The sequence below is a fragment of the Rhizobium sp. Nf11,1 genome (assembly GCF_050587665.1).
Taxonomy (GTDB): domain Bacteria; phylum Pseudomonadota; class Alphaproteobacteria; order Rhizobiales; family Rhizobiaceae; genus Rhizobium.
The window spans coordinates 1-17925 of record NZ_JBOBHU010000009.1 but is presented as its reverse complement, the minus strand read 5'-3'; the positions used below and the strand labels follow the sequence as shown (position 1 = coordinate 17925).

Sequence of the window (17925 nt, the reverse complement as noted above, 5' to 3'; positions counted from 1 at the left end):
GAACGCGTGTCCATCGAACTGCTGATCGAAAATTATGGCCTGCTGGCGATCTTTCTGGGCGCCGCCTTCGAGGGCGAAACCGCGGCTTTTCTCGGCGGCGTGATTTCCCACCGCGGGCTGCTGTCCTATTGGTCGGCGTCGCTCGCGGCCGTCGCAGGCTCCTTCGCCGGCGATCAGTTCTGGTTCTTCGCCGGCCGCTATGCTGGGCAATGGGCTCCCGTCCGCCGGCTGATGGAACGACCCGCGCTCGCCCGTGCGACACGGCTGCTGGAAAAATATCAGACCGGCTTCATCCTGGCGTTCCGTTTTCTCGTCGGCTTGCGCACGATCAGCCCGATCGTCATTGGCACGACGCGGATAACAACCGGTAAATTCGTCATCCTGAATGCGGTAGCCGCTCTGGTGTGGGGGCAGCTCTTCACAGCACTCGGTTATCTGTTCGGCAACGGCATCCAGCAGATACTGGGCCACCTTCCCCTGCACCGGCATCTGCTGATCGCCGTCGCAGCCGCCGCTGTCGTCGCAGCCGCGGCTCTACTCTTTCGCAGGATGAAACCAAGCGGCAGGCATCCGTAAAGGCGCTGCGGCGCCTATTCCATAACGATCTGCAGCTTCACGTCGCTCGGCCGGGCCTCGACGGCGCGGTCGAATGCCTTGACCGAATCTTCGAACTTGAACGTCTCGGAGATCAGCGGCTTCAGATCGACCCGGCCCGAACCGATCAATGCGATCGACCGCTCATATTGGTGAGCATAGCGGAACACCGTTTCGATGCGGATTTCCTTGGTGGAGGCCATCGAGACGTCGAAGCCGATCGGGTTCACCGGCAGGCCGACGGCGACGATGACACCGCCCGGGCGCGGCAGCGCCACGATCGTCTCCCAGGCCTTCGGCGACCCGGAGCATTCGAAGACGACATCCGCACCCCAGCCGTCGGTCAGCCGACCGACCTCTTCGGCCAGGTTCTTCTCGCGGATGTTGACCGGGATGACACCCTGATATTGCGCGGATATATCGAGCTTCGGCTGGGCGAGATCGGCAACGATCGCGCGAGCGCAGCCGCCGGCAAGAGCGGCAATCGCGACCATCGTGCCGATCGGCCCGGCGCCGAGCACGACGGCAGTATCGCCGGGCGCGATCTTCGCCTTGGCTGCCGCCTGCATGCCGACGGCAAAGGGTTCCACCATCGCGCCTTCCGCGAAGCTGACATTGTCGGGCAGCTTGAAAGTATAGTTGGCCGGATGCACCACTTCGGGCGTCAGTACGCCATGGATTGGCGGTGTCGCCCAGAAGCTGACGGCAGGATCGATATTGTACATGCCGAGCCTGCTCGCCTTCGAGTTCGGATCGGGAATGCCGGGCTCCATGCAGACACGGTCGCCGATTTTCAGATGTGTCACACCGGCCCCGACCTCGACCACCGTGCCGGCCGCCTCATGGCCGAGCACCATCGGCGCGTTGACGACGAATGGGCCGATCTTGCCGTGGGTGTAATAATGAACGTCCGAACCGCAGACGCCGACAGTATGAATCTTGATTCTCACCTGCCCTGGCCCTGTCTCCAGCGGCAGATCGATATCGCGCAACGCAAGCTCATGCTGGCGCTCCAGCACCAGCGCACGGACTTTGGTCATTGTTGGTTTCCTTCCCTATGGCCCCGAAGATTCAGAGGTGCCGTTGAGGCGACTATAAGACCGCAGGGCGCTCCGATTCAACCGCCTGAGTAAGCTTTTGCCCATCACGCGACGAAATGCTCATGTGCGTAGCCCGAAAGATAAGCGCCGATAAACCTCCGTATGATTCCGGAAGAGCACAGCGCGCGGTACAGTCTTACTCGTGAGCCACGGCAAGGCGGGAAGGCGACAAGTGATGAAGCATGATAACGACAATGTCGGCGGAAGCCGGCTTTCCCAGAGGATGCTTAGACCGCTTCGAAAATTCTGGCGCAGACTGGTGGCCGATTTGAACGCCGCCCTTCGCAGAGACAACCCGGGGCAGCCAATGCGCGTCATTCTGCGGACACGGGATCGAAATCGCCCCCGGCAGCGTTGATAGCATGCAGCCCGCACGGCGTGGCGGGAGCATGACGGCTCCCGGCGCCAATGGCTCGGCAATATAGGAAGGCCATCATGAAGTCGGTCGTGTCATTCTGCCTGTTCGCATCCCTTCTTTTCGCCGGCAACCAGGCGGCCGCGGCCCTCGAACAAGCATCACTGCCCTCGCAGCAGCAGGAAGAAGAACTCGTGCCGGCCAATGTCGAGCTTACCTTCAGCGGTCCCGTCGATCTTGCCCGCTCGACCGCCACCTTGCTCGATGCCCAAGGCAGGGCGCTCCCCCTCGGCAAGCCGTTCCTCTCCGGCCCCGAAGGATCCATATTCAAGATCCCTCTCGATCCCGCAATGGCGCCCGGCCTCTATACCCTCGACTGGCGCGTCCTCTCGATGGACGGCCGCAGCGCCGAAGGCCGCTACCAGTTCCGGGTCGACCCTTGAATTTCAAGATCGCGCCCTGCTCTCGTTCCCGCTGCAGCCGCCTGAAAGCATTTATAAGATTTTTATATTGATGCGGTTTCGGCCGTCTCGAACCTTTATGCGCTCCGGCTCCATATTGGTGCCCGAGAGATCGAAGGATCCTCTCCACGCCAGAAAGCATAAAAGGCAGTCTCCAACGGCGGCGGCCCTTTGTCTTGTCTGACTCCAACAAGAACAACATGAGTCACGATCATGATGGATACCATTCTGCTCGGCACAGCGATCCTATTCTTCGCGCTGTGCTTTGCCTATGTCGCAGCCTGCGACAAGCTCTAAGGAGAAGCGACGATGACCCTCGATTATGTCCTGAGCGGCGCCGTAACCGTGTTTCTCACCGTTTACCTCACCTACGCTCTCTTACGCCCAGAACGCTTCTGAACCGGCGCTTGCGAGGCCGCGCTGCGCGACCGAGAACCAGCCGGGTATTGAAAGTTTTAGCTCCATGACCCTCAACGGATGGCTTCAGATCCTGCTCTATTGCGGGATCGTCCTTTTGCTCGTCAAACCGCTCGGCGGCTATATGACGCGCGTCTATAACGGCGAGCGAACGTTCCTCTCGCCCGCCCTCGTCCCGATCGAACGCGGACTTTACCGTATGGCCGGCACCGGCGAAGGCGAGGAGCAGCATTGGACCTCCTATGCCTTGGCGATGCTGATGTTCAACCTTCTCGGCGTCCTCCTCCTCTACGCGTTGATGCGCCTGCAGGGCGTTCTGCCCTATAATCCGGCCGGCATGGCCGCTGTTCCGCCCGACCTTTCCTTCAACACCGCCGTCAGCTTTCCCACCAATACCAACTGGCAGAACTACGGAGGCGAAAGCACCATGTCGTATCTGACGCAGATGGCCGGCTTCACGGTGCAGAATTTCCTTTCCGCCGCCACCGGCATGGCCATCGCCGTCGCCTTCATCCGTGCCTTCGCACGGGCGTCTGGCAAGGCGATCGGCAATTTCTGGGTCGATATGATCCGCGGCACGCTCTACATCCTGCTGCCGATCTGCATCGTGCTGACGCTCGTCTTCGTCTATCTCGGCGTACCACAGACGCTCGGGCCCTATGTCGACGCGACGACTCTCGAAGGCGGCAAGCAGACGATCGCGCTCGGCCCGGTCGCCTCGCAGCTCGCCATCAAGATGCTCGGCACCAATGGCGGCGGCTTCTTCAACGCCAATTCGGCCCATCCGTTCGAAAATCCCGATGCGATTTCCAACCTCATCCAGATGGTTTCGATCTTCGCGATCGGTGCGGCTCTGACCAACGTCTTCGGCCGCATGGTTGGCAACCAGCGTCAGGGCTGGGCGATTCTGGCCTCGATGGGCGCGCTGTTCGTCGTCGGCGTCGGCATCACCTATTGGGCCGAAGCGGCCGGCAATCCGCTGATGCATGGCTTTGGCCTCGCCGGCGGCAATATGGAGGGGAAAGAAGTCCGCTTCGGCGTCGCGTTGTCCTCACTCTTCGCCGTCATCACCACCGCCGCCTCCTGCGGCGCCGTCAACGCCATGCATGGTTCGTTCACCGCACTCGGCGGCCTGATCCCGCTGATCAACATGCAGCTCGGCGAAATCATTGTCGGCGGTGTCGGCGCCGGCTTCTACGGCATCCTGCTGTTCATCATCGTCGCCGTCTTCGTCGCCGGGCTGATGGTCGGGCGTACGCCGGAATATCTCGGCAAGAAGATCGAGGCGAAAGAAATGAAGATGGCCGTTCTCGCCATCCTCTGCCTGCCGCTAGCCATGCTTGTTTTTACCGCCATAGCAACGGTGCTGCCCTCCGCTGTCGCCTCGGTCGGCACTCCCGGACCGCACGGCTTCTCCGAGATCCTCTATGCCTACACCTCGGCTGCGGCCAACAACGGGTCGGCCTTCGGCGGTCTCACAGGCAACACGCCCTGGTACAATGTGACACTTGGAATCGGCATGCTTGCCGGCCGGTTCCTTGTCATCATCCCGGCGCTCGCCATCGCCGGTTCGCTCACCGCCAAGAAGACAGTTCCGGCCTCGGCAGGCACCTTTCCGACCGACGGTCCGCTCTTCGTCGGCCTGCTGATCGGCACGATCCTGATCGTCGGCGGCCTGACCTTCTTCCCGGCGCTGGCGCTCGGTCCGATCGTCGAACACCTGGTCGCGATCGCCGGACAGACCTTCTGAGGCGATGCCGTAACCCACATCCCCAGGTTTCCTCGTCGTCCTTGTTTCAAAGCTGGAGTCTCTTATGAGCCAGGCAAAATCCGCGAGCATCATCGATTCTCGCATCCTTATTCCGGCCGTCGGCGCCGCCTTCAAGAAGCTCGACCCACGCGACCTTGCCAGAAATCCCGTCATGTTTGTCGTGGCCACTGTTTCGGTGCTGACCACCGTCATCTTCCTGCGCGATCTCGTGGCGGGCAACGGCAATCTCGGCTTCTCGTTCCAGATCAACCTCTGGCTCTGGTTCACCGTGCTCTTTGCCAATTTCGCCGAGGCCGTCGCCGAAGGCCGCGGCAAGGCGCATGCGGATTCGCTGCGCAAGGCGCGCACCGAAACCCAGGCCAAGCTGCTGACAGCCAACGGCGGCGGCTACCGCATGGTGCCGGGCACCAGTCTCAAGGGCGGCGATATCGTGCTGGTCGAAGCCGGCGACATCATCCCTTCGGACGGCGAAGTCATCGAAGGGGTCGCCTCCGTCAACGAAGCGGCGATCACAGGTGAATCCGCTCCGGTCATCCGCGAATCCGGCGGCGACCGTTCGGCGGTGACAGGCGGCACGCAGGTGCTCTCCGACTGGATCCGCGTGCGCATCACAGCGGCGGCCGGCTCCACCTTCCTCGACCGGATGATTTCGCTTGTCGAAGGCGCGCAGCGCCAGAAGACGCCGAACGAGATCGCGCTCAACATCCTGCTCGCCGGCATGACGCTGATCTTCGTGCTGGCGACGGGGACGATCCCGAGCTTTGCCATCTATGCCGGCGGCTCGATCCCGATCATCGTGCTCGTCGCGCTCTTCGTCACCCTGATCCCGACGACGATCGGTGCGCTCTTGTCGGCGATCGGCATTGCCGGCATGGACCGGCTCGTCCGCTTCAACGTGCTTGCCATGTCCGGCCGTGCCGTGGAAGCGGCCGGCGACGTCGACACGCTGCTACTCGATAAGACCGGCACGATCACACTCGGCAATCGCCAGGCGACGGCCTTCCACCCGGTGCGCGGCGTTTCCGAGCAGGAGCTCGCTGATGCCGCGCAACTCGCCTCGCTTGCCGACGAAACGCCGGAAGGCCGTTCGATCGTCGTGCTCGCCAAGGAGAAATATGCGATCCGCGGCCGCGACATGGCGAGTCTCAAGGCCAGCTTCGTGCCTTTCACCGCCCAGACCCGCATGAGCGGCGTCGATCTCGAAGGCGCTTCGATCCGCAAAGGCGCGGTCGATACGGTGCTCGCCTATGTCAAAGGCGACGCCCCCTCGAAGAACGGCAACGAGGTTATGCGCGAGCTGCAGTCGATATCAGACGAGGTCGCCAAGTCAGGCGGCACGCCGCTCGCCGTTGCTCGCGACGGCAGGTTGCTCGGGATCATCCAGCTGAAGGACATCGTCAAGGGCGGCATCCGCGAACGCTTCACCGAGCTTCGCCGCATGGGCATCCGTACCGTCATGATAACAGGCGACAATCCGCTGACAGCAGCGGCCATCGCCGCCGAAGCCGGCGTCGACGACTTCCTTGCCCAGGCAACACCCGAGATGAAGCTGGCGCTGATGCGCGAGGAACAGGCCAAGGGCAAGCTCGTCGCCATGTGCGGCGACGGAACCAACGATGCCCCGGCGCTGGCCCAGGCCGACGTCGGCGTTGCCATGAACACCGGCACCGTCGCCGCCCGCGAGGCCGGCAACATGGTCGATCTCGACTCCGACCCGACGAAGCTCATCGAGATCGTCGAAATCGGCAAGCAACTGTTGATGACACGCGGCGCGCTGACGACCTTCTCGATCGCCAACGACATCGCCAAGTATTTCGCCATCATCCCGGCGATGTTCCTGACCTTCTACCCGCAGCTCGGCATCCTCAACATCATGGGGCTTTCGACTCCGCAGAGCGCCATCCTTTCGGCGATCATCTTCAACGCGTTGATCATCATCGCGCTGATCCCGCTGTCGCTGAAGGGTGTGCGTTACCGTCCGATCGGCGCTGGCGCGCTTCTGTCACGCAACCTGCTGATCTACGGCCTCGGCGGCATTGTGGTTCCCTTCATCGGCATCAAGGCGATCGACATGGCCGTCGCGGCCCTCCGTCTCGCCTGACATCTCTAGGAGCTAAGAACAATGTTGAAAGAATTTCGCCCGGCCGTCGTTATGATCGTTGCCACTACAGCCATCACGGGCCTGCTTTATCCGCTCGCCATGACGGGGGCGGCCCAGGCGCTCTTCCCGACCCAGGCGAATGGCAGCCTGATCGAGAAGAACGGTCAGGTGATCGGCTCAAGGCTGATCGGCCAGGCCTTCACCAGCGACAAGTATTTCCACGGCCGTCCCTCGGCCGCCGGCGATGGCTACAATGCCGCTGCCTCTGGCGGCTCGAACCTCGGCCCGACCAGCCAGAAACTGATCGACCGCGTAAAGGGCGACTACGAAACAGCCAAGGCTGCAAACCCAAACGCCGAGGTGCCGGCCGACCTCGTCACCGCGTCCGGCAGCGGCCTCGATCCCGATATTTCGCCCGAGGCCGCCTATTTCCAGGTGCCGCGCGTCGCCAAGGCGCGGGGCCTTGATGAGACCAAGGTCAAGGCGCTGGTCGACGGCGCCGTCCACGACCGCGAGCTCGGCATTTTGGGAGAACCTACCGTCAATGTTCTGGCGTTGAACCAGAGCCTTGATGCTTCTATGACTGAGTGAGTTTGGCAGGTTAGATGCTGTGGTTTGGCGACAAGGCCAACCCCACTCTCCGCCATCCTCGGGCTTGACTCACTGATGTCCGGTTGGCGCTAACGGCTGCCCCTCACCCTAACCCTCTCCCCGTTCTGACGGGGAGAGGGGACGTGCCAAGCGGGAGCTAGGCGAGGGACGGAGAGGTCGCGGCGCGTCCCCTTCGCCCCGTTTACAGGGAGAAGGTGGCGGCAGCCGGATGAGGGGCTGATCTCGCCGCGTAAACATCGGGAATGCCATCCGCCAGCTGAACCTCGATTGCAGCCATTCGCAGAAAGACAACACGCATGCCAGACGACAACCGCGACCAGGCCGGCAGGCCCTCGCCCGATGCGCTTCTCGAAAAAGCCCGGGCGGAGATGCGCGGCCGTCTGAAGATCTTTCTGGGCGCCGCCCCAGGTGTCGGCAAGACCTATGAAATGCTGGTCTCCGGCCGTGCCAAGATCGCCGACGGCCGCGACGTCGTCATCGGCGTCGTCGAGACTCACGGGCGCAAGGAGACCGAGGCGCTGCTCGCCGGTTTCGAGATCATTCCCCGTGTCAAAATCGACTATAAGGGGCGGCCGCTCGAAGAAATGGACCTCGACAGTATCCTCGCCCGCCGGCCCGACCTCGTCCTGGTCGACGAGCTCGCCCATACCAATGCCGAGGGCAGCCGCCATCCAAAGCGCTATCTCGACGTCAAGGAACTGCTCGATCGCGGCATCGACGTCTATACGACGCTCAACATCCAGCATGTCGAGAGCCTGAACGACGTCGTCTCGCAGATCACCCGCATCCGTGTGCGCGAGACGGTGCCGGATTCGATCATCGACCTTGCCGACGACGTCGAGATCATCGATCTGACGCCGGACGATCTGATCAAGCGCCTGCATGACGGCAAGGTCTATGTGCCCCGCACCGCCGAGCGTGCGCTGACCAACTATTTCACCCCGGGCAACCTGACGGCGCTGAGAGAACTTGCGCTGCGCAAGACCGCCCAGCGCGTCGACGATCAGTTGCTCACCCATATGCAGGCTCACGCGATCTCGGGCCCCTGGGCGGCGGGCGAACGTGTCCTCGTCTCGATCGACCATCACCCGCGCTGCGCCTCGCTGGTGCGATACGCAGCCCGCATGGCCTCGCGCCTGCGCGCGCCCTGGGCCGCCGTCTATGTCGAGACCAGCCGTTCGGTCAATCTGACCGAAGCCGAGCGCGACATTGTTGCCGCAACGTTGCGTCTTGCCGAACAGCTCGGCGGCGAGGCGATCACCATTCCCGGCCGCGAGGTCGCCGAAGAGCTCGTCCGTCACGCCACCGCCAACAATGTCACCCACATCGTCATCGGCGCCCCCAAGGCGGCGACATGGCGCGACTGGTGGAGCCGTTCGATCACCGACGAACTGATCCGCAAGACCGGCGAGATCAGCGTCCATGTCATTTCCGGCAATGAGAAGGACGGCACCACCGCGCGCGGCGTGCGGGCGGCGGCCACGGCCCCTGGATTCGATTTCAGAGCCTATCTGCTGGCGACCGTCTATGTCGTCATCGCGCTTGGCGTCAGCATCGTGCTCGATCAGGTGCTCGACGTGCGCAACCTTGCCCTTGTGTTCCTGATGGCGGTTCTGACCTCTGCCGTGCTGCATGGGTTACGGCCGGCGCTCTACAGCTGCATTCTCGGCGCGCTGTCTTTCAACTTCTTCTTCCTGCCGCCGCGCTATACGCTGACGATCAGCGATCCGGAAAGCGTGCTGGCCCTGTTCTTCTTCCTCGGCGTCGCCATTATCGCCAGCAATCTGACCGCGACCGTGCAGCGGCAGGCTGCCGCCGCCAGGCAGCGGGCCCGCACGACAGAAGATCTCTATCTTTTCTCAAAGAAGCTCGCCGGCACCGGCACGCTCGACGACGTGCTCTGGGCAACCGCCTTCCAGCTCGCCTCGATGCTGAAGGTCCGTGTCGTCCTGCTCTTGCCGGAAGAGGGCACCATCGCCGTCAAGGCCGGTTATCCGCCCGACGACACGCTCGACGATGCCGATATCGCCGCCGCCCGCTGGGCCTGGGAGCACAATCACGCCGCCGGCCGCGGCGCCGATACCCTGCCCGGCGCCAAGCGGCTCTATGTGCCGCTGAGGACCGGGCGCACCGCCGTCGGCGTCATCGGCCTCGACAGCGACCGCCGCGACGGGCCGCTGCTGACGCCGGAGCAGCAGCGGCTGCTCGATGCGCTGGCCGATCAGGCGGCCCTTGCGATCGAACGCGTCCAGCTCGTCGCCGATGTCGACCGGGCAAGGCTTGCGGCCGAAGCCGACAGGCTGCGTTCGGCCCTGCTCACCTCGATTTCGCATGATCTGAAAACGCCGCTTGCGGCTATCCTCGGCGCCGCCGGCACGCTGCGCGACTATTTCGCCTCCATGCCGGAGGAGGACCGCGCCGATCTGCTTTCCACCGTCGTCGACGAATCCGAGCGCCTCAATCGTTTCATCGCCAACCTGCTCGACATGACTAAGATCGAATCCGGTGCGATGGAGCCGAATTTTGCGCTGCATTATGCCGGCGATATCGTCGGCAGCGCGCTGCGTCGCGCAGCAAAGATCCTCGAGCGCCACAAGACCGAGACGAGCATTCCCGCCGACCTGCCGATGGTGCGCGTCGATCCTGTCCTGTTCGAGCAGGTGATCTTCAACCTCCTCGACAATGCCGCGAAATATGCGCCCGAGGGATCGGTGGTCCATATTGAGGGCTGGGCCGATGCCGACAACGTCGTCCTGCAGGTCTCGGACGAAGGCCCAGGCATTCCACCCGCCGACCTTACCCGCGTCTTCGACACCTTCTATCGCGTGCGCAAGGGCGATCAGGTGCGTGCCGGCACCGGCCTCGGCCTTTCCATCTGTCGCGGTTTCGTCGAGGCGATGGGCGGCACGATCACCGCCGCCAACCGAAAGGGCCGCCCGGGCGCCGTCTTCACCATCCGCCTGCCAAAACCCAACGACATACCGAAACTGGATGAACTCAGATGACCGGTTCAGCCGTCAAGATCCTCGTCGTTGACGACGAGCCCCCAATCCGCAAGCTTCTTCGCGTCGGCCTGACCGCGCAGGGCTACGAGGTGCAGGAGGCGCCGAATGCGGCAAACGCCCGCCAATCGGTTGCCGACGGCAGGCCCGATCTCATCCTGCTCGATCTCGGCCTGCCCGACACGCCTGGCCATGACCTCTTGCAGGAGTGGCGCGACGAAGGCCTGTCCATACCGGTCGTCATCCTCTCCAGCCGCACCGACGAGGCCGGCATCGTCAAGGCGCTGGAAAGCGGCGCCGACGATTATGTCACCAAGCCCTTCGGCATCAACGAACTTGGCGCCCGCATCCGGGTGGCGTTACGCCATCGCTTGCAGCAGCAGGGCGAAAAGGCGATCTTCCAGACCGGCGGCCTGTCGGTCGACCTCGTCAAGCGCATCGTCAAGGTCGACGGCGAGGAAATAAAATTGTCGCCGAAGGAATATGAAATCCTGCGCGTACTCGCCCAGCATGCCGGCAAGGTGCTGACACACCAGTTCCTCTTGAAGCAGGTATGGGGGCCGGCAGCTGACGTGCAATATCTGCGTGTCTATATCAGGCAGCTCAGGCAGAAGATCGAGCAGAGCCCCGACCAGCCGCACTATATCACCACTGAAACCGGCGTCGGCTATCGGCTCAGGGAACCGGACTGACCTGCTCTCCCACCCGCCGCCTGAACAGTATCGAGAACGACATGTATCTTCCCAACATCATCCGGCCCGAACACACCTTCATCGGCATGTCGGCACCGACAAAGTGGCGCGCGCTGCATATCATAGCGGACAAGGCAGCCAAGGCCTTTTCCGTCGACAGCCAGACCATCCTGAAGGCGCTCGAAGCGCGTGAGAAGCTCGGCTCCACCGGAATCGGCAACGGTATAGCCATCCCCATGCCGCCATCGACGGCATGACCAGCCCGCGCGGCCTTCTCATTCGTTTCGCGCCGCCGCTGGATTTCGAAGCGATCGACGATATCCTGACGGACATCGCCTTCGTGCTCATCTTCGGGGAGAACAATCGCGGCGAATATCTGAATGTGCTGTCGGCCATCGCCCGGCGGCTGCAATCGGATGGCGTGCTTGCCGCCATGCGCCAGGCAAGGACGGTGGACGAATTCTATTCCGATTTCATTGCTGATTCCCGGGTATGAAAAAGGCGCGGTTCGAAGGCCGCGCCCGCTCGTCTCTATAAGACGATCTTAGAAATCGCGCTGGAAGCGCAGGAAGCCGAAGACTTCGTCGTCGCCTTCGTCCTCATCGTGGTACTGCACGCTGAGCTTCGTCCTGAGGTCGTCGACGATGCGGTAGTCGATCGTCACACCGGTCGTATAGGCGCTGCCGCCGGTGAAGCCGTTGCCGTCAGCCTCGAGGGCGATGTTTTCGAAGTACTGGAAGCCCGGGGTCACCGTCCACTTGTCGTTGATCTTCAGGGCATATTCTGCTGCGATCGTCCATTCGGACTCTTCGTAGTAGTAGTTGGCGCCGCTTGCCCAGATGCCGGCAATGCCGAGCGTGCCGGGGCCGATATCGGCATAGACGATGCCGCGGACGGCGACTTCGCTGGTGTCGACATCATAACCGGCAAGCAGGTAAGCGCTGATGGCGCCGGCCTTGTAGGAAACCTGGCCTGCGACACCGAAGTTGTTCGGGCCTTCGCCCGGCTTGGTGGCATAGTCTTCTTCCAGTTCGTCGACCGAGAGGCCGGCGGCGAAAGCGCCATTCTCGTACTGATAACGGATCGAGTTGTGGGTCGTCTCGTTGCTGGCGAGCGTATCGGTCTCACCGCTCATGTCGTCGTCCCACCAGCTATAGAGCTTACCGACGCGGAAACCGGCGATATCGATGTAGCCCTCATCCAGCAGCGCTTCCTGATCGGAGGCATTGTCGGCATTGTAACGCAGCGTCAGGACGCCGGTGAGCGTGCCGTACTCAGTGTCGTTCTTGGCCTGGAAGGTGACCTGACCGCGAGTCCAGAAGTTTACATCGGAATCGCCGGCAATGTTGTCACCGAAGCGCACTTCGGTACGGATGTAACCGCCGATCGAAAGGCATGTTTCCGTTCCCGGAATATAAAAATAGCCGGTACCGTAAGCGTCGCAAACGCGAACATATTCCACGGGTTCGGGTTCCGCCGCCACGATGGCGTCGGCTGCGCGTGCTCCGGAGGCCGCGGCAAGGGCGGCAACGGAGGCAAAAAGGATAGTTCTGATATTCATTTTGAATGGCCCTAACAGGTTGGAATGCGAGGCGCATTTCAAGAGATGCCCCCACGTAGCGGTAGCAAATACGACCGCACCGCCGCCATATAGGAATCCGCAAGTGCCATCGCGGCAAAATGCGGGCAAAAATTAGCATTGCTCGCGCCCGATGTGGAGGAACTGTGGCCAAAAAAACACGGTTGTGCGGCATGGCCGCGGCAGCCGCATGATTGGCCGCGGCCAACTCCCGGCACGTGCATTTCAAAATTACCCGTCGAATGGAACGGCATTCTAACCGACCCGCCCAAACCGGAACAAGTTTCGTTTCCTTATACGACTGACTTGATAGAGTTAAGGCATATAACAGGAGGGTTCCCATGCAGACACAACGGTTCACCCGGCTCCTCGCGGCCGCGGTCATGGCAGGCAGCTTCGTCATCGGGAGCATTGCGCCGTCATACGCGGATCAGGCGCTGCTCAACGTTTCCTATGACCCGACGCGTGAATTGTACAAGGATTTCAATGCCGCCTTTGCCGCCAAGTGGCAGAAGGACACAGGTGAAACCGTGACGATCAAAGCCTCGCATGGCGGCTCCGGCGCTCAGGCGCGTTCGGTCATCGACGGTCTCGACGCCGACGTCGTCACGCTTGCCCTCGAAGGCGATATCGACGCCATCGCCAAGGCGACCGGCAAGATCCCGGCCGACTGGAAGAGCAAGCTTCCGAACAATTCGACGCCCTACACCTCGACGATCGTCTTCCTCGTCCGCAAAGGCAATCCGAAGGGCATCAAGGATTGGGGCGACCTGATCAAGGATGACGTGCAGGTCATCACCCCCAACCCGAAGACCTCGGGCGGCGCACGCTGGAACTTCCTCGCCGCCTGGGCATGGGCCAAGCAGGCAAATGGCGGCGACGACGCCAAGGCGCAGGATTACGTCACCAAGCTGCTGCAGCATGTTCCGGTTCTCGATACCGGCGCGCGCGGCGCCACGACCACCTTCGTCCAGCGCGGCCTCGGCGATGTGCTGCTCGCCTGGGAAAACGAAGCCTATCTTTCGCTCGAAGAGCTCGGCCCCGACCAGTTCGAGATCGTGACGCCAACCTTCTCCATCCGTGCCGACCCGCCGGTCGCGGTCGTCGATGGCAATGTCGACAAGAAGGGCACGCGCAAGGTCGCCGAAGCCTATCTCAACTACCTCTATTCCGACGAAGGCCAGAAGATCGCCGCCAAGCATTATTACCGGCCGATCAAGCCGGAAGCCGCCGATCCGGCCGATATCGCCCGCTTCCCAAAGCTGACGCTCGCCACCATCGACGATTTCGGCGGCTGGAAAGAAGCGCAGCCGAAATTCTTTGGCGATGGCGGCGTATTTGACCAAATCTACAAGCCGGCACAATAATAGATTTCATGAGAGTACATAGCCCCACGCGGTGGCGGTTCAGGCGGCCGAGCGTCATTCCGGGTTTCGGAATGGCGCTCGGCCTTACCTTAACCTGGCTCACCCTTCTGATCCTCATCCCGCTCTCCGGCCTTGCCGTCCGGTCGAGCGCGCTCGGCTGGGAGAAATTCTGGTCGATCGCGCTCGATCCGCGTACGCTGAACGCCCTGCGCATCAGTTTCAGCACCGCCTTCGTCGCCGCGGTTGCCAACGCCGTTTTCGGCATCATCCTCGCCTGGGTGCTGGTGCGTTATCGCTTCCCCGGCAAACGCATCATCGACGCCATGGTCGACCTGCCCTTCGCGCTGCCGACTGCCGTTGCCGGCATCGCGCTGACGACGCTTTATGCGCCGAACGGCTGGGTCGGCCAGTTCCTGACGCCGCTCGGCATCAAGATCGCCTTCACCCCGGCCGGCATCGTCATCGCGCTGATCTTTGTCGGCCTGCCCTTCGTGGTGCGCACGGTGCAGCCGGTCATGGAGGAGATCGACAAGGAAGTCGAGGAGGCTGCGGCAACGCTTGGCGCCAACCGCTTCCAGACGATATTCCGCGTGCTGCTGCCGGGGCTGGCGCCTGCCGTGCTCACCGGCTTCGCGCTCGCCTTTGCCCGAGGCGTCGGCGAATATGGCTCTGTTATCTTCATCGCCGGCAACCTGCCGTTCAAATCGGAGATCGCGCCGCTGCTGATCGTCATCAAACTCGAAGAATACAATTATGCGGCGGCGACAGGCATTGCGGCGATCATGCTGATCCTCTCCTTTGCCATGCTGCTGGTCATCAACCTCATCCAGAGCTGGAGCAGGCGGAGGTATGGTTATGGCGCTTGATGCAATCGTCAAACCGGCAAAGCTGCGTTCGGTGACGACGGAACACCGCATCGCGCGCTATAGCCTGATTGCGCTTTCACTCGTCTTCCTGCTGCTGATCCTGCTGCTGCCGCTCGCCGCCGTCTTCGTCGAGGCTTTCCGCAAGGGCGCCGGCCCTTTCATTGAGGCGCTCAGCGATGCCGAGACGTTCTCGGCGATCCGCCTGACACTAATCGTTGCCGGCATCAGCGTGCCGCTCAACCTCGCCTTCGGGGTCATCGCCGCCTGGGCGATCGCCAAGTTCGAGTTCAAAGGCAAGGCCTTCCTGACGACGCTGATCGACCTGCCCTTTTCGGTCTCGCCTGTCATTTCGGGCCTGGTCTTCGTCCTTCTCTTTGGCGCCAATAGCTGGCTCGGCCACTGGCTCAGTGCCTACGAGATCAAGGTCCTGTTCGCCGTGCCGGGGCTGGTTCTGGCGACCATGTTCGTCACCTTCCCCTTTGTCGCCCGCGAACTGATCCCGCTGATGCAGGAACAGGGAACGGCCGACGAAGAGGCCGCCCTTTCGCTCGGCGCCAGCGGCTGGCAAACCTTCTGGTACGTAACGCTGCCGAACATCAAATGGGGTTTGCTCTACGGCGTGCTGCTCTGCAACGCCCGCGCCATGGGCGAATTCGGCGCCGTGTCGGTCGTCTCCGGCCACATTCGCGGCCAGACGAATACCATGCCGCTGCAGGTGGAAATTCTCTACAACGAATATAATTTCACCGGCGCTTTCGCCGTCGCCATGCTTTTGGCCTTGCTGGCGCTGGTCACTCTTGTTTTGAAGACGCTGCTGGAAATGCGCTACAGCGCCGAAATATCCGCCAGCCGGCGGCACTGAAGGATTTGAAATGGAAGTACGCGTTCAAAACATTCGCAAGGAATTCGAGCGTTTTCCGGCGCTGCACGACGTCTCGCTCGATATCCGCTCCGGCGAGCTGATCGCACTGCTCGGCCCTTCGGGCTCCGGCAAGACGACATTGCTGCGGCTGATTGCCGGCTTGGAAAGCCCGACCGAGGGGCAGATCTTCTTCGGCGCCGAGGATGCCTCGAAGAAATCGGTACAGCAGCGCAATATCGGCTTCGTCTTTCAGCACTACGCACTCTTCCGCTACATGACGGTGCTCGACAACGTCTCCTTCGGCCTGAGGGTCAGAAAGGGCGCCCGGCGTCCCGCGAAAGCCGACATCCGCCGTCGGGCGCTGGAGCTGCTCGACCTCGTGCAGCTTTCCGGCCTCGAAAAACGCTATCCCGCCCAGCTTTCAGGCGGACAGCGCCAGCGTGTGGCACTCGCCCGCGCCATGGCGGTCGAGCCGAACGTGCTGCTGCTCGACGAACCTTTCGGCGCCCTCGACGCCCAAGTGCGCAAGGACCTGCGGAAATGGCTGCGCGAGATCCACGACCGTACCGGCCACACCACCGTCTTCGTCACCCACGACCAGGATGAGGCGCTGGAGCTTGCCGACCGCGTCGTCGTGATGAGCCAGGGCGCGATCGAGCAGGTCGGGACGCCCGACGAAGTCTATGATTATCCGAACTCGCCTTTCGTCTTCGGCTTCATCGGCCAATCCAACTGCCTGCAGGTCGAGATTTCGGGCGGCGATATTCTCTTCGAAGGCCGCTCGCTCGGCCTCAATGCCGATGGCGAGCCGGATGGACCGGCGCAGCTCTACTTCCGCCCGCATGATGTCAGGCTCTGCGAATCAGCCGAAAACTGCATTGGCGGCCAGCCGGTGTCCAGCCGCCGCGTCGCCGGTACGCGCCATATCGAACTCGATATCGGCAATGACCGGCCAAATATCGAAATCGAGCTGCCGCCGAGCGAGGCTGACCGGCTCGACCGTCACCGCGTGGCGTTCAAGCCGACCCGCTGGAAGCTGTTCCGCGGCTGATCTCGATTGCGCGCGTCGTTCCTGACGCGCTCACGGCGCCTTGCTTAATAATTCGTTAACCCTCCGGATTTATGCATCGGTCGGTCGCAGGGCTCAGCCGGAATCGCCCTTCGCGGGAGTCCCTCCGACCTTTTGTTATCTGAGGTTGTTTGTATTTCAGTCATATGACGAGTAAAAGATTTTGCGCGTTAATCATAAAGGGCTGGACTAATCCCATAGGAGGCACCTGGCGTTGAGGGCGGAGATTTCCTTTCGAAAATCCCTGATCGGGATTTTATTCGTAGGACTGGCGGCTGCAGGCTGCACCACAACACCGAAGCCGGCGACGACGCCGGCAAAGACAAAACAGGCTCAAGCGGCGAAAGTCACTTTCAATTATACCGCCAAGGATCGCGACTGCCTGAAGCGCGCGATGTATTTCGAATCGCAGCACTCCGACGAGGATGGTTATCTGGCCGTCGGCACCGTCGTCATGAACAGGCTGACGTCAGGCGCCTACCCCCCATCGATCTGCGGTGTCGTCGCCCAGGAGAAGCAGTTTGCGCCCGGGGTCATGACGCGCGAAGTCAAGCCTCAGGCGGAACCGGAACTTGCCACCGCGGCTGATGCGATCCTGCTGAAGGGGGCGCGCCATCCGGCCGTGAAGGATGCAATGTTCTTCCACACCGATGGTCTGAAATTCCCCTACGACAACATGCATTATGTGACGGTCGCCGGCGGCAACGCCTTCTACGAGAAGCGCGATTCGAACGGCATGCTGGAAACGCCGCCGCCGCTGCCGTCCTATGAGGTGGCGATGAATTATGTGCCCGGCGAAAGCATGCTGCCACCGCAATTCGAGGCGCTGATACCCTCGGCCGTTCCCGTTCCTCTGCCGGCGCCCGATCCGATGGCGACGGCGAGCACGGCGCCAATGCAGATAACGGCTCCGGTGACCCAACCGGAAACCGCGCCTGCGCCCGAGCCGGCGATGAGGATCGCGATCCCGACCCCCCGTCCCGCCTATGACAGCGTGATGCTGCGCGGCGAGATCCCGGTAAATGGCGGCTGATGCCGTTTCGGTTTGCGTTTATAAAAGCGCGCTCTAAGCGCGCT

15 protein-coding genes and 1 pseudogene are annotated in these 17925 nt (G+C 62.2%); 14 read left to right on the top strand and 2 right to left on the bottom strand.

Annotated features, from left to right (window positions below):
- The first annotated feature begins 6 nt into the window (after nt 1-6).
- Nucleotides 7-576, top strand: a complete 570-nt coding sequence (locus ACQ7C1_RS15020; protein ID WP_097600830.1) for a DedA family protein — start codon at nt 7-9, stop codon at nt 574-576.
- 14 nt (nt 577-590) lie between these two features.
- Here ACQ7C1_RS15020 and ACQ7C1_RS15015 read toward each other — a convergent pair whose 3' ends face one another.
- The gene (locus ACQ7C1_RS15015; protein WP_430958828.1) at nt 591-1634 is read right to left on the bottom strand and encodes an NAD(P)-dependent alcohol dehydrogenase; all 1044 of its coding nucleotides are present in this window, start codon (nt 1632-1634) and stop codon (nt 591-593) included.
- Nucleotides 1635-2129: 495 nt separating this feature from the next.
- On the opposite strand from ACQ7C1_RS15015, the gene ACQ7C1_RS15010 reads away from it, so the two are divergent.
- From ACQ7C1_RS15010 to ACQ7C1_RS14975, 8 genes and pseudogenes are all read left to right on the top strand, one after another.
- Nucleotides 2130-2492 (top strand): copper resistance CopC family protein, encoded by a 363-nt coding sequence (locus ACQ7C1_RS15010; RefSeq protein ID WP_085781067.1) that lies wholly within the window; start codon nt 2130-2132, stop codon nt 2490-2492.
- A 327-nt stretch (nt 2493-2819) separates the two neighbouring features.
- Entirely contained in the window at nt 2820-2909 is a 90-nt protein-coding gene (locus tag ACQ7C1_RS15005; RefSeq protein WP_003547774.1) for a K(+)-transporting ATPase subunit F, read from the top strand.
- Nucleotides 2910-2973: 64 nt separating this feature from the next.
- Nucleotides 2974-4677, top strand: coding sequence for a potassium-transporting ATPase subunit KdpA (gene kdpA, locus ACQ7C1_RS15000; RefSeq protein WP_430958827.1), 1704 nt, complete (start codon nt 2974-2976; stop codon nt 4675-4677).
- 64 nt (nt 4678-4741) lie between these two features.
- Complete coding sequence (gene kdpB / locus ACQ7C1_RS14995; RefSeq protein WP_430958826.1) at nt 4742-6799, top strand: potassium-transporting ATPase subunit KdpB; 2058 nt, start codon at nt 4742-4744, stop codon at nt 6797-6799.
- Nucleotides 6800-6820: 21 nt separating this feature from the next.
- Nucleotides 6821-7390, top strand: coding sequence for a potassium-transporting ATPase subunit KdpC (kdpC, locus tag ACQ7C1_RS14990; protein ID WP_430958825.1), 570 nt, complete (start codon nt 6821-6823; stop codon nt 7388-7390).
- Nucleotides 7391-7707: 317 nt separating this feature from the next.
- On the top strand, nt 7708-10416 hold the full coding sequence (locus ACQ7C1_RS14985; protein ID WP_430958824.1) for a DUF4118 domain-containing protein: 2709 nt from the start codon (nt 7708-7710) through the stop codon (nt 10414-10416).
- A complete protein-coding gene (locus ACQ7C1_RS14980) occupies nt 10413-11105 on the top strand; it encodes a response regulator transcription factor (protein ID WP_430958823.1) in 693 nt (230 codons plus the stop codon). The genes ACQ7C1_RS14985 and ACQ7C1_RS14980 overlap by 4 nt, the downstream gene beginning before the upstream one ends.
- A 41-nt stretch (nt 11106-11146) precedes the next feature.
- A pseudogene (locus tag ACQ7C1_RS14975) lies at nt 11147-11601 on the top strand (PTS sugar transporter subunit IIA).
- 48 nt (nt 11602-11649) lie between these two features.
- On the opposite strand, the gene ACQ7C1_RS14970 reads toward ACQ7C1_RS14975, so the two are convergent.
- Nucleotides 11650-12666 (bottom strand): porin, encoded by a 1017-nt coding sequence (locus tag ACQ7C1_RS14970; RefSeq protein WP_430958822.1) that lies wholly within the window; start codon nt 12664-12666, stop codon nt 11650-11652.
- A 359-nt stretch (nt 12667-13025) separates the two neighbouring features.
- Here ACQ7C1_RS14970 and ACQ7C1_RS14965 point away from each other — a divergent pair, with 359 nt between their 5' ends.
- The 5 genes from ACQ7C1_RS14965 to ACQ7C1_RS14945 all read left to right on the top strand — a co-directional run bounded on the left by ACQ7C1_RS14965 (nt 13026) and on the right by ACQ7C1_RS14945 (nt 17881).
- A complete protein-coding gene (locus ACQ7C1_RS14965; RefSeq protein WP_430958821.1) occupies nt 13026-14051 on the top strand; it encodes a sulfate ABC transporter substrate-binding protein in 1026 nt (341 codons plus the stop codon).
- 8 nt (nt 14052-14059) lie between these two features.
- Complete coding sequence (cysT, locus tag ACQ7C1_RS14960) at nt 14060-14917, top strand: sulfate ABC transporter permease subunit CysT (protein WP_430958820.1); 858 nt, start codon at nt 14060-14062, stop codon at nt 14915-14917.
- Nucleotides 14907-15779, top strand: coding sequence for a sulfate ABC transporter permease subunit CysW (gene cysW / locus ACQ7C1_RS14955; protein WP_430958819.1), 873 nt, complete (start codon nt 14907-14909; stop codon nt 15777-15779). The genes cysT and cysW overlap by 11 nt, the downstream gene beginning before the upstream one ends.
- 10 nt (nt 15780-15789) lie before the next feature.
- Entirely contained in the window at nt 15790-16830 is a 1041-nt protein-coding gene (locus ACQ7C1_RS14950; RefSeq protein WP_430958818.1) for a sulfate/molybdate ABC transporter ATP-binding protein, read from the top strand.
- Between the two features lie 232 nt (nt 16831-17062).
- Nucleotides 17063-17881 (top strand): cell wall hydrolase, encoded by an 819-nt coding sequence (locus tag ACQ7C1_RS14945; protein ID WP_085781056.1) that lies wholly within the window; start codon nt 17063-17065, stop codon nt 17879-17881.
- Nucleotides 17882-17925: the final 44 nt, after the last annotated feature.

Coding starts and splice junctions, on each gene's coding strand:
- ACQ7C1_RS15015 (WP_430958828.1), bottom strand. CDS start 1,634: ATGACCAAAGTCCGTGCGCTGGTGCTGGAGCGCCAGCATGAGCTTGCG.
- ACQ7C1_RS15010 (WP_085781067.1), top strand. CDS start 2,130: ATGAAGTCGGTCGTGTCATTCTGCCTGTTCGCATCCCTTCTTTTCGCC.
- ACQ7C1_RS15005 (WP_003547774.1), top strand. CDS start 2,820: ATGACCCTCGATTATGTCCTGAGCGGCGCCGTAACCGTGTTTCTCACC.
- kdpA (WP_430958827.1), top strand. CDS start 2,974: ATGACCCTCAACGGATGGCTTCAGATCCTGCTCTATTGCGGGATCGTC.
- kdpB (WP_430958826.1), top strand. CDS start 4,742: ATGAGCCAGGCAAAATCCGCGAGCATCATCGATTCTCGCATCCTTATT.
- kdpC (WP_430958825.1), top strand. CDS start 6,821: ATGTTGAAAGAATTTCGCCCGGCCGTCGTTATGATCGTTGCCACTACA.
- ACQ7C1_RS14985 (WP_430958824.1), top strand. CDS start 7,708: ATGCCAGACGACAACCGCGACCAGGCCGGCAGGCCCTCGCCCGATGCG.
- ACQ7C1_RS14980 (WP_430958823.1), top strand. CDS start 10,413: ATGACCGGTTCAGCCGTCAAGATCCTCGTCGTTGACGACGAGCCCCCA.
- ACQ7C1_RS14970 (WP_430958822.1), bottom strand. CDS start 12,666: ATGAATATCAGAACTATCCTTTTTGCCTCCGTTGCCGCCCTTGCCGCG.
- ACQ7C1_RS14965 (WP_430958821.1), top strand. CDS start 13,026: ATGCAGACACAACGGTTCACCCGGCTCCTCGCGGCCGCGGTCATGGCA.
- cysT (WP_430958820.1), top strand. CDS start 14,060: ATGAGAGTACATAGCCCCACGCGGTGGCGGTTCAGGCGGCCGAGCGTC.
- cysW (WP_430958819.1), top strand. CDS start 14,907: ATGGCGCTTGATGCAATCGTCAAACCGGCAAAGCTGCGTTCGGTGACG.
- ACQ7C1_RS14950 (WP_430958818.1), top strand. CDS start 15,790: ATGGAAGTACGCGTTCAAAACATTCGCAAGGAATTCGAGCGTTTTCCG.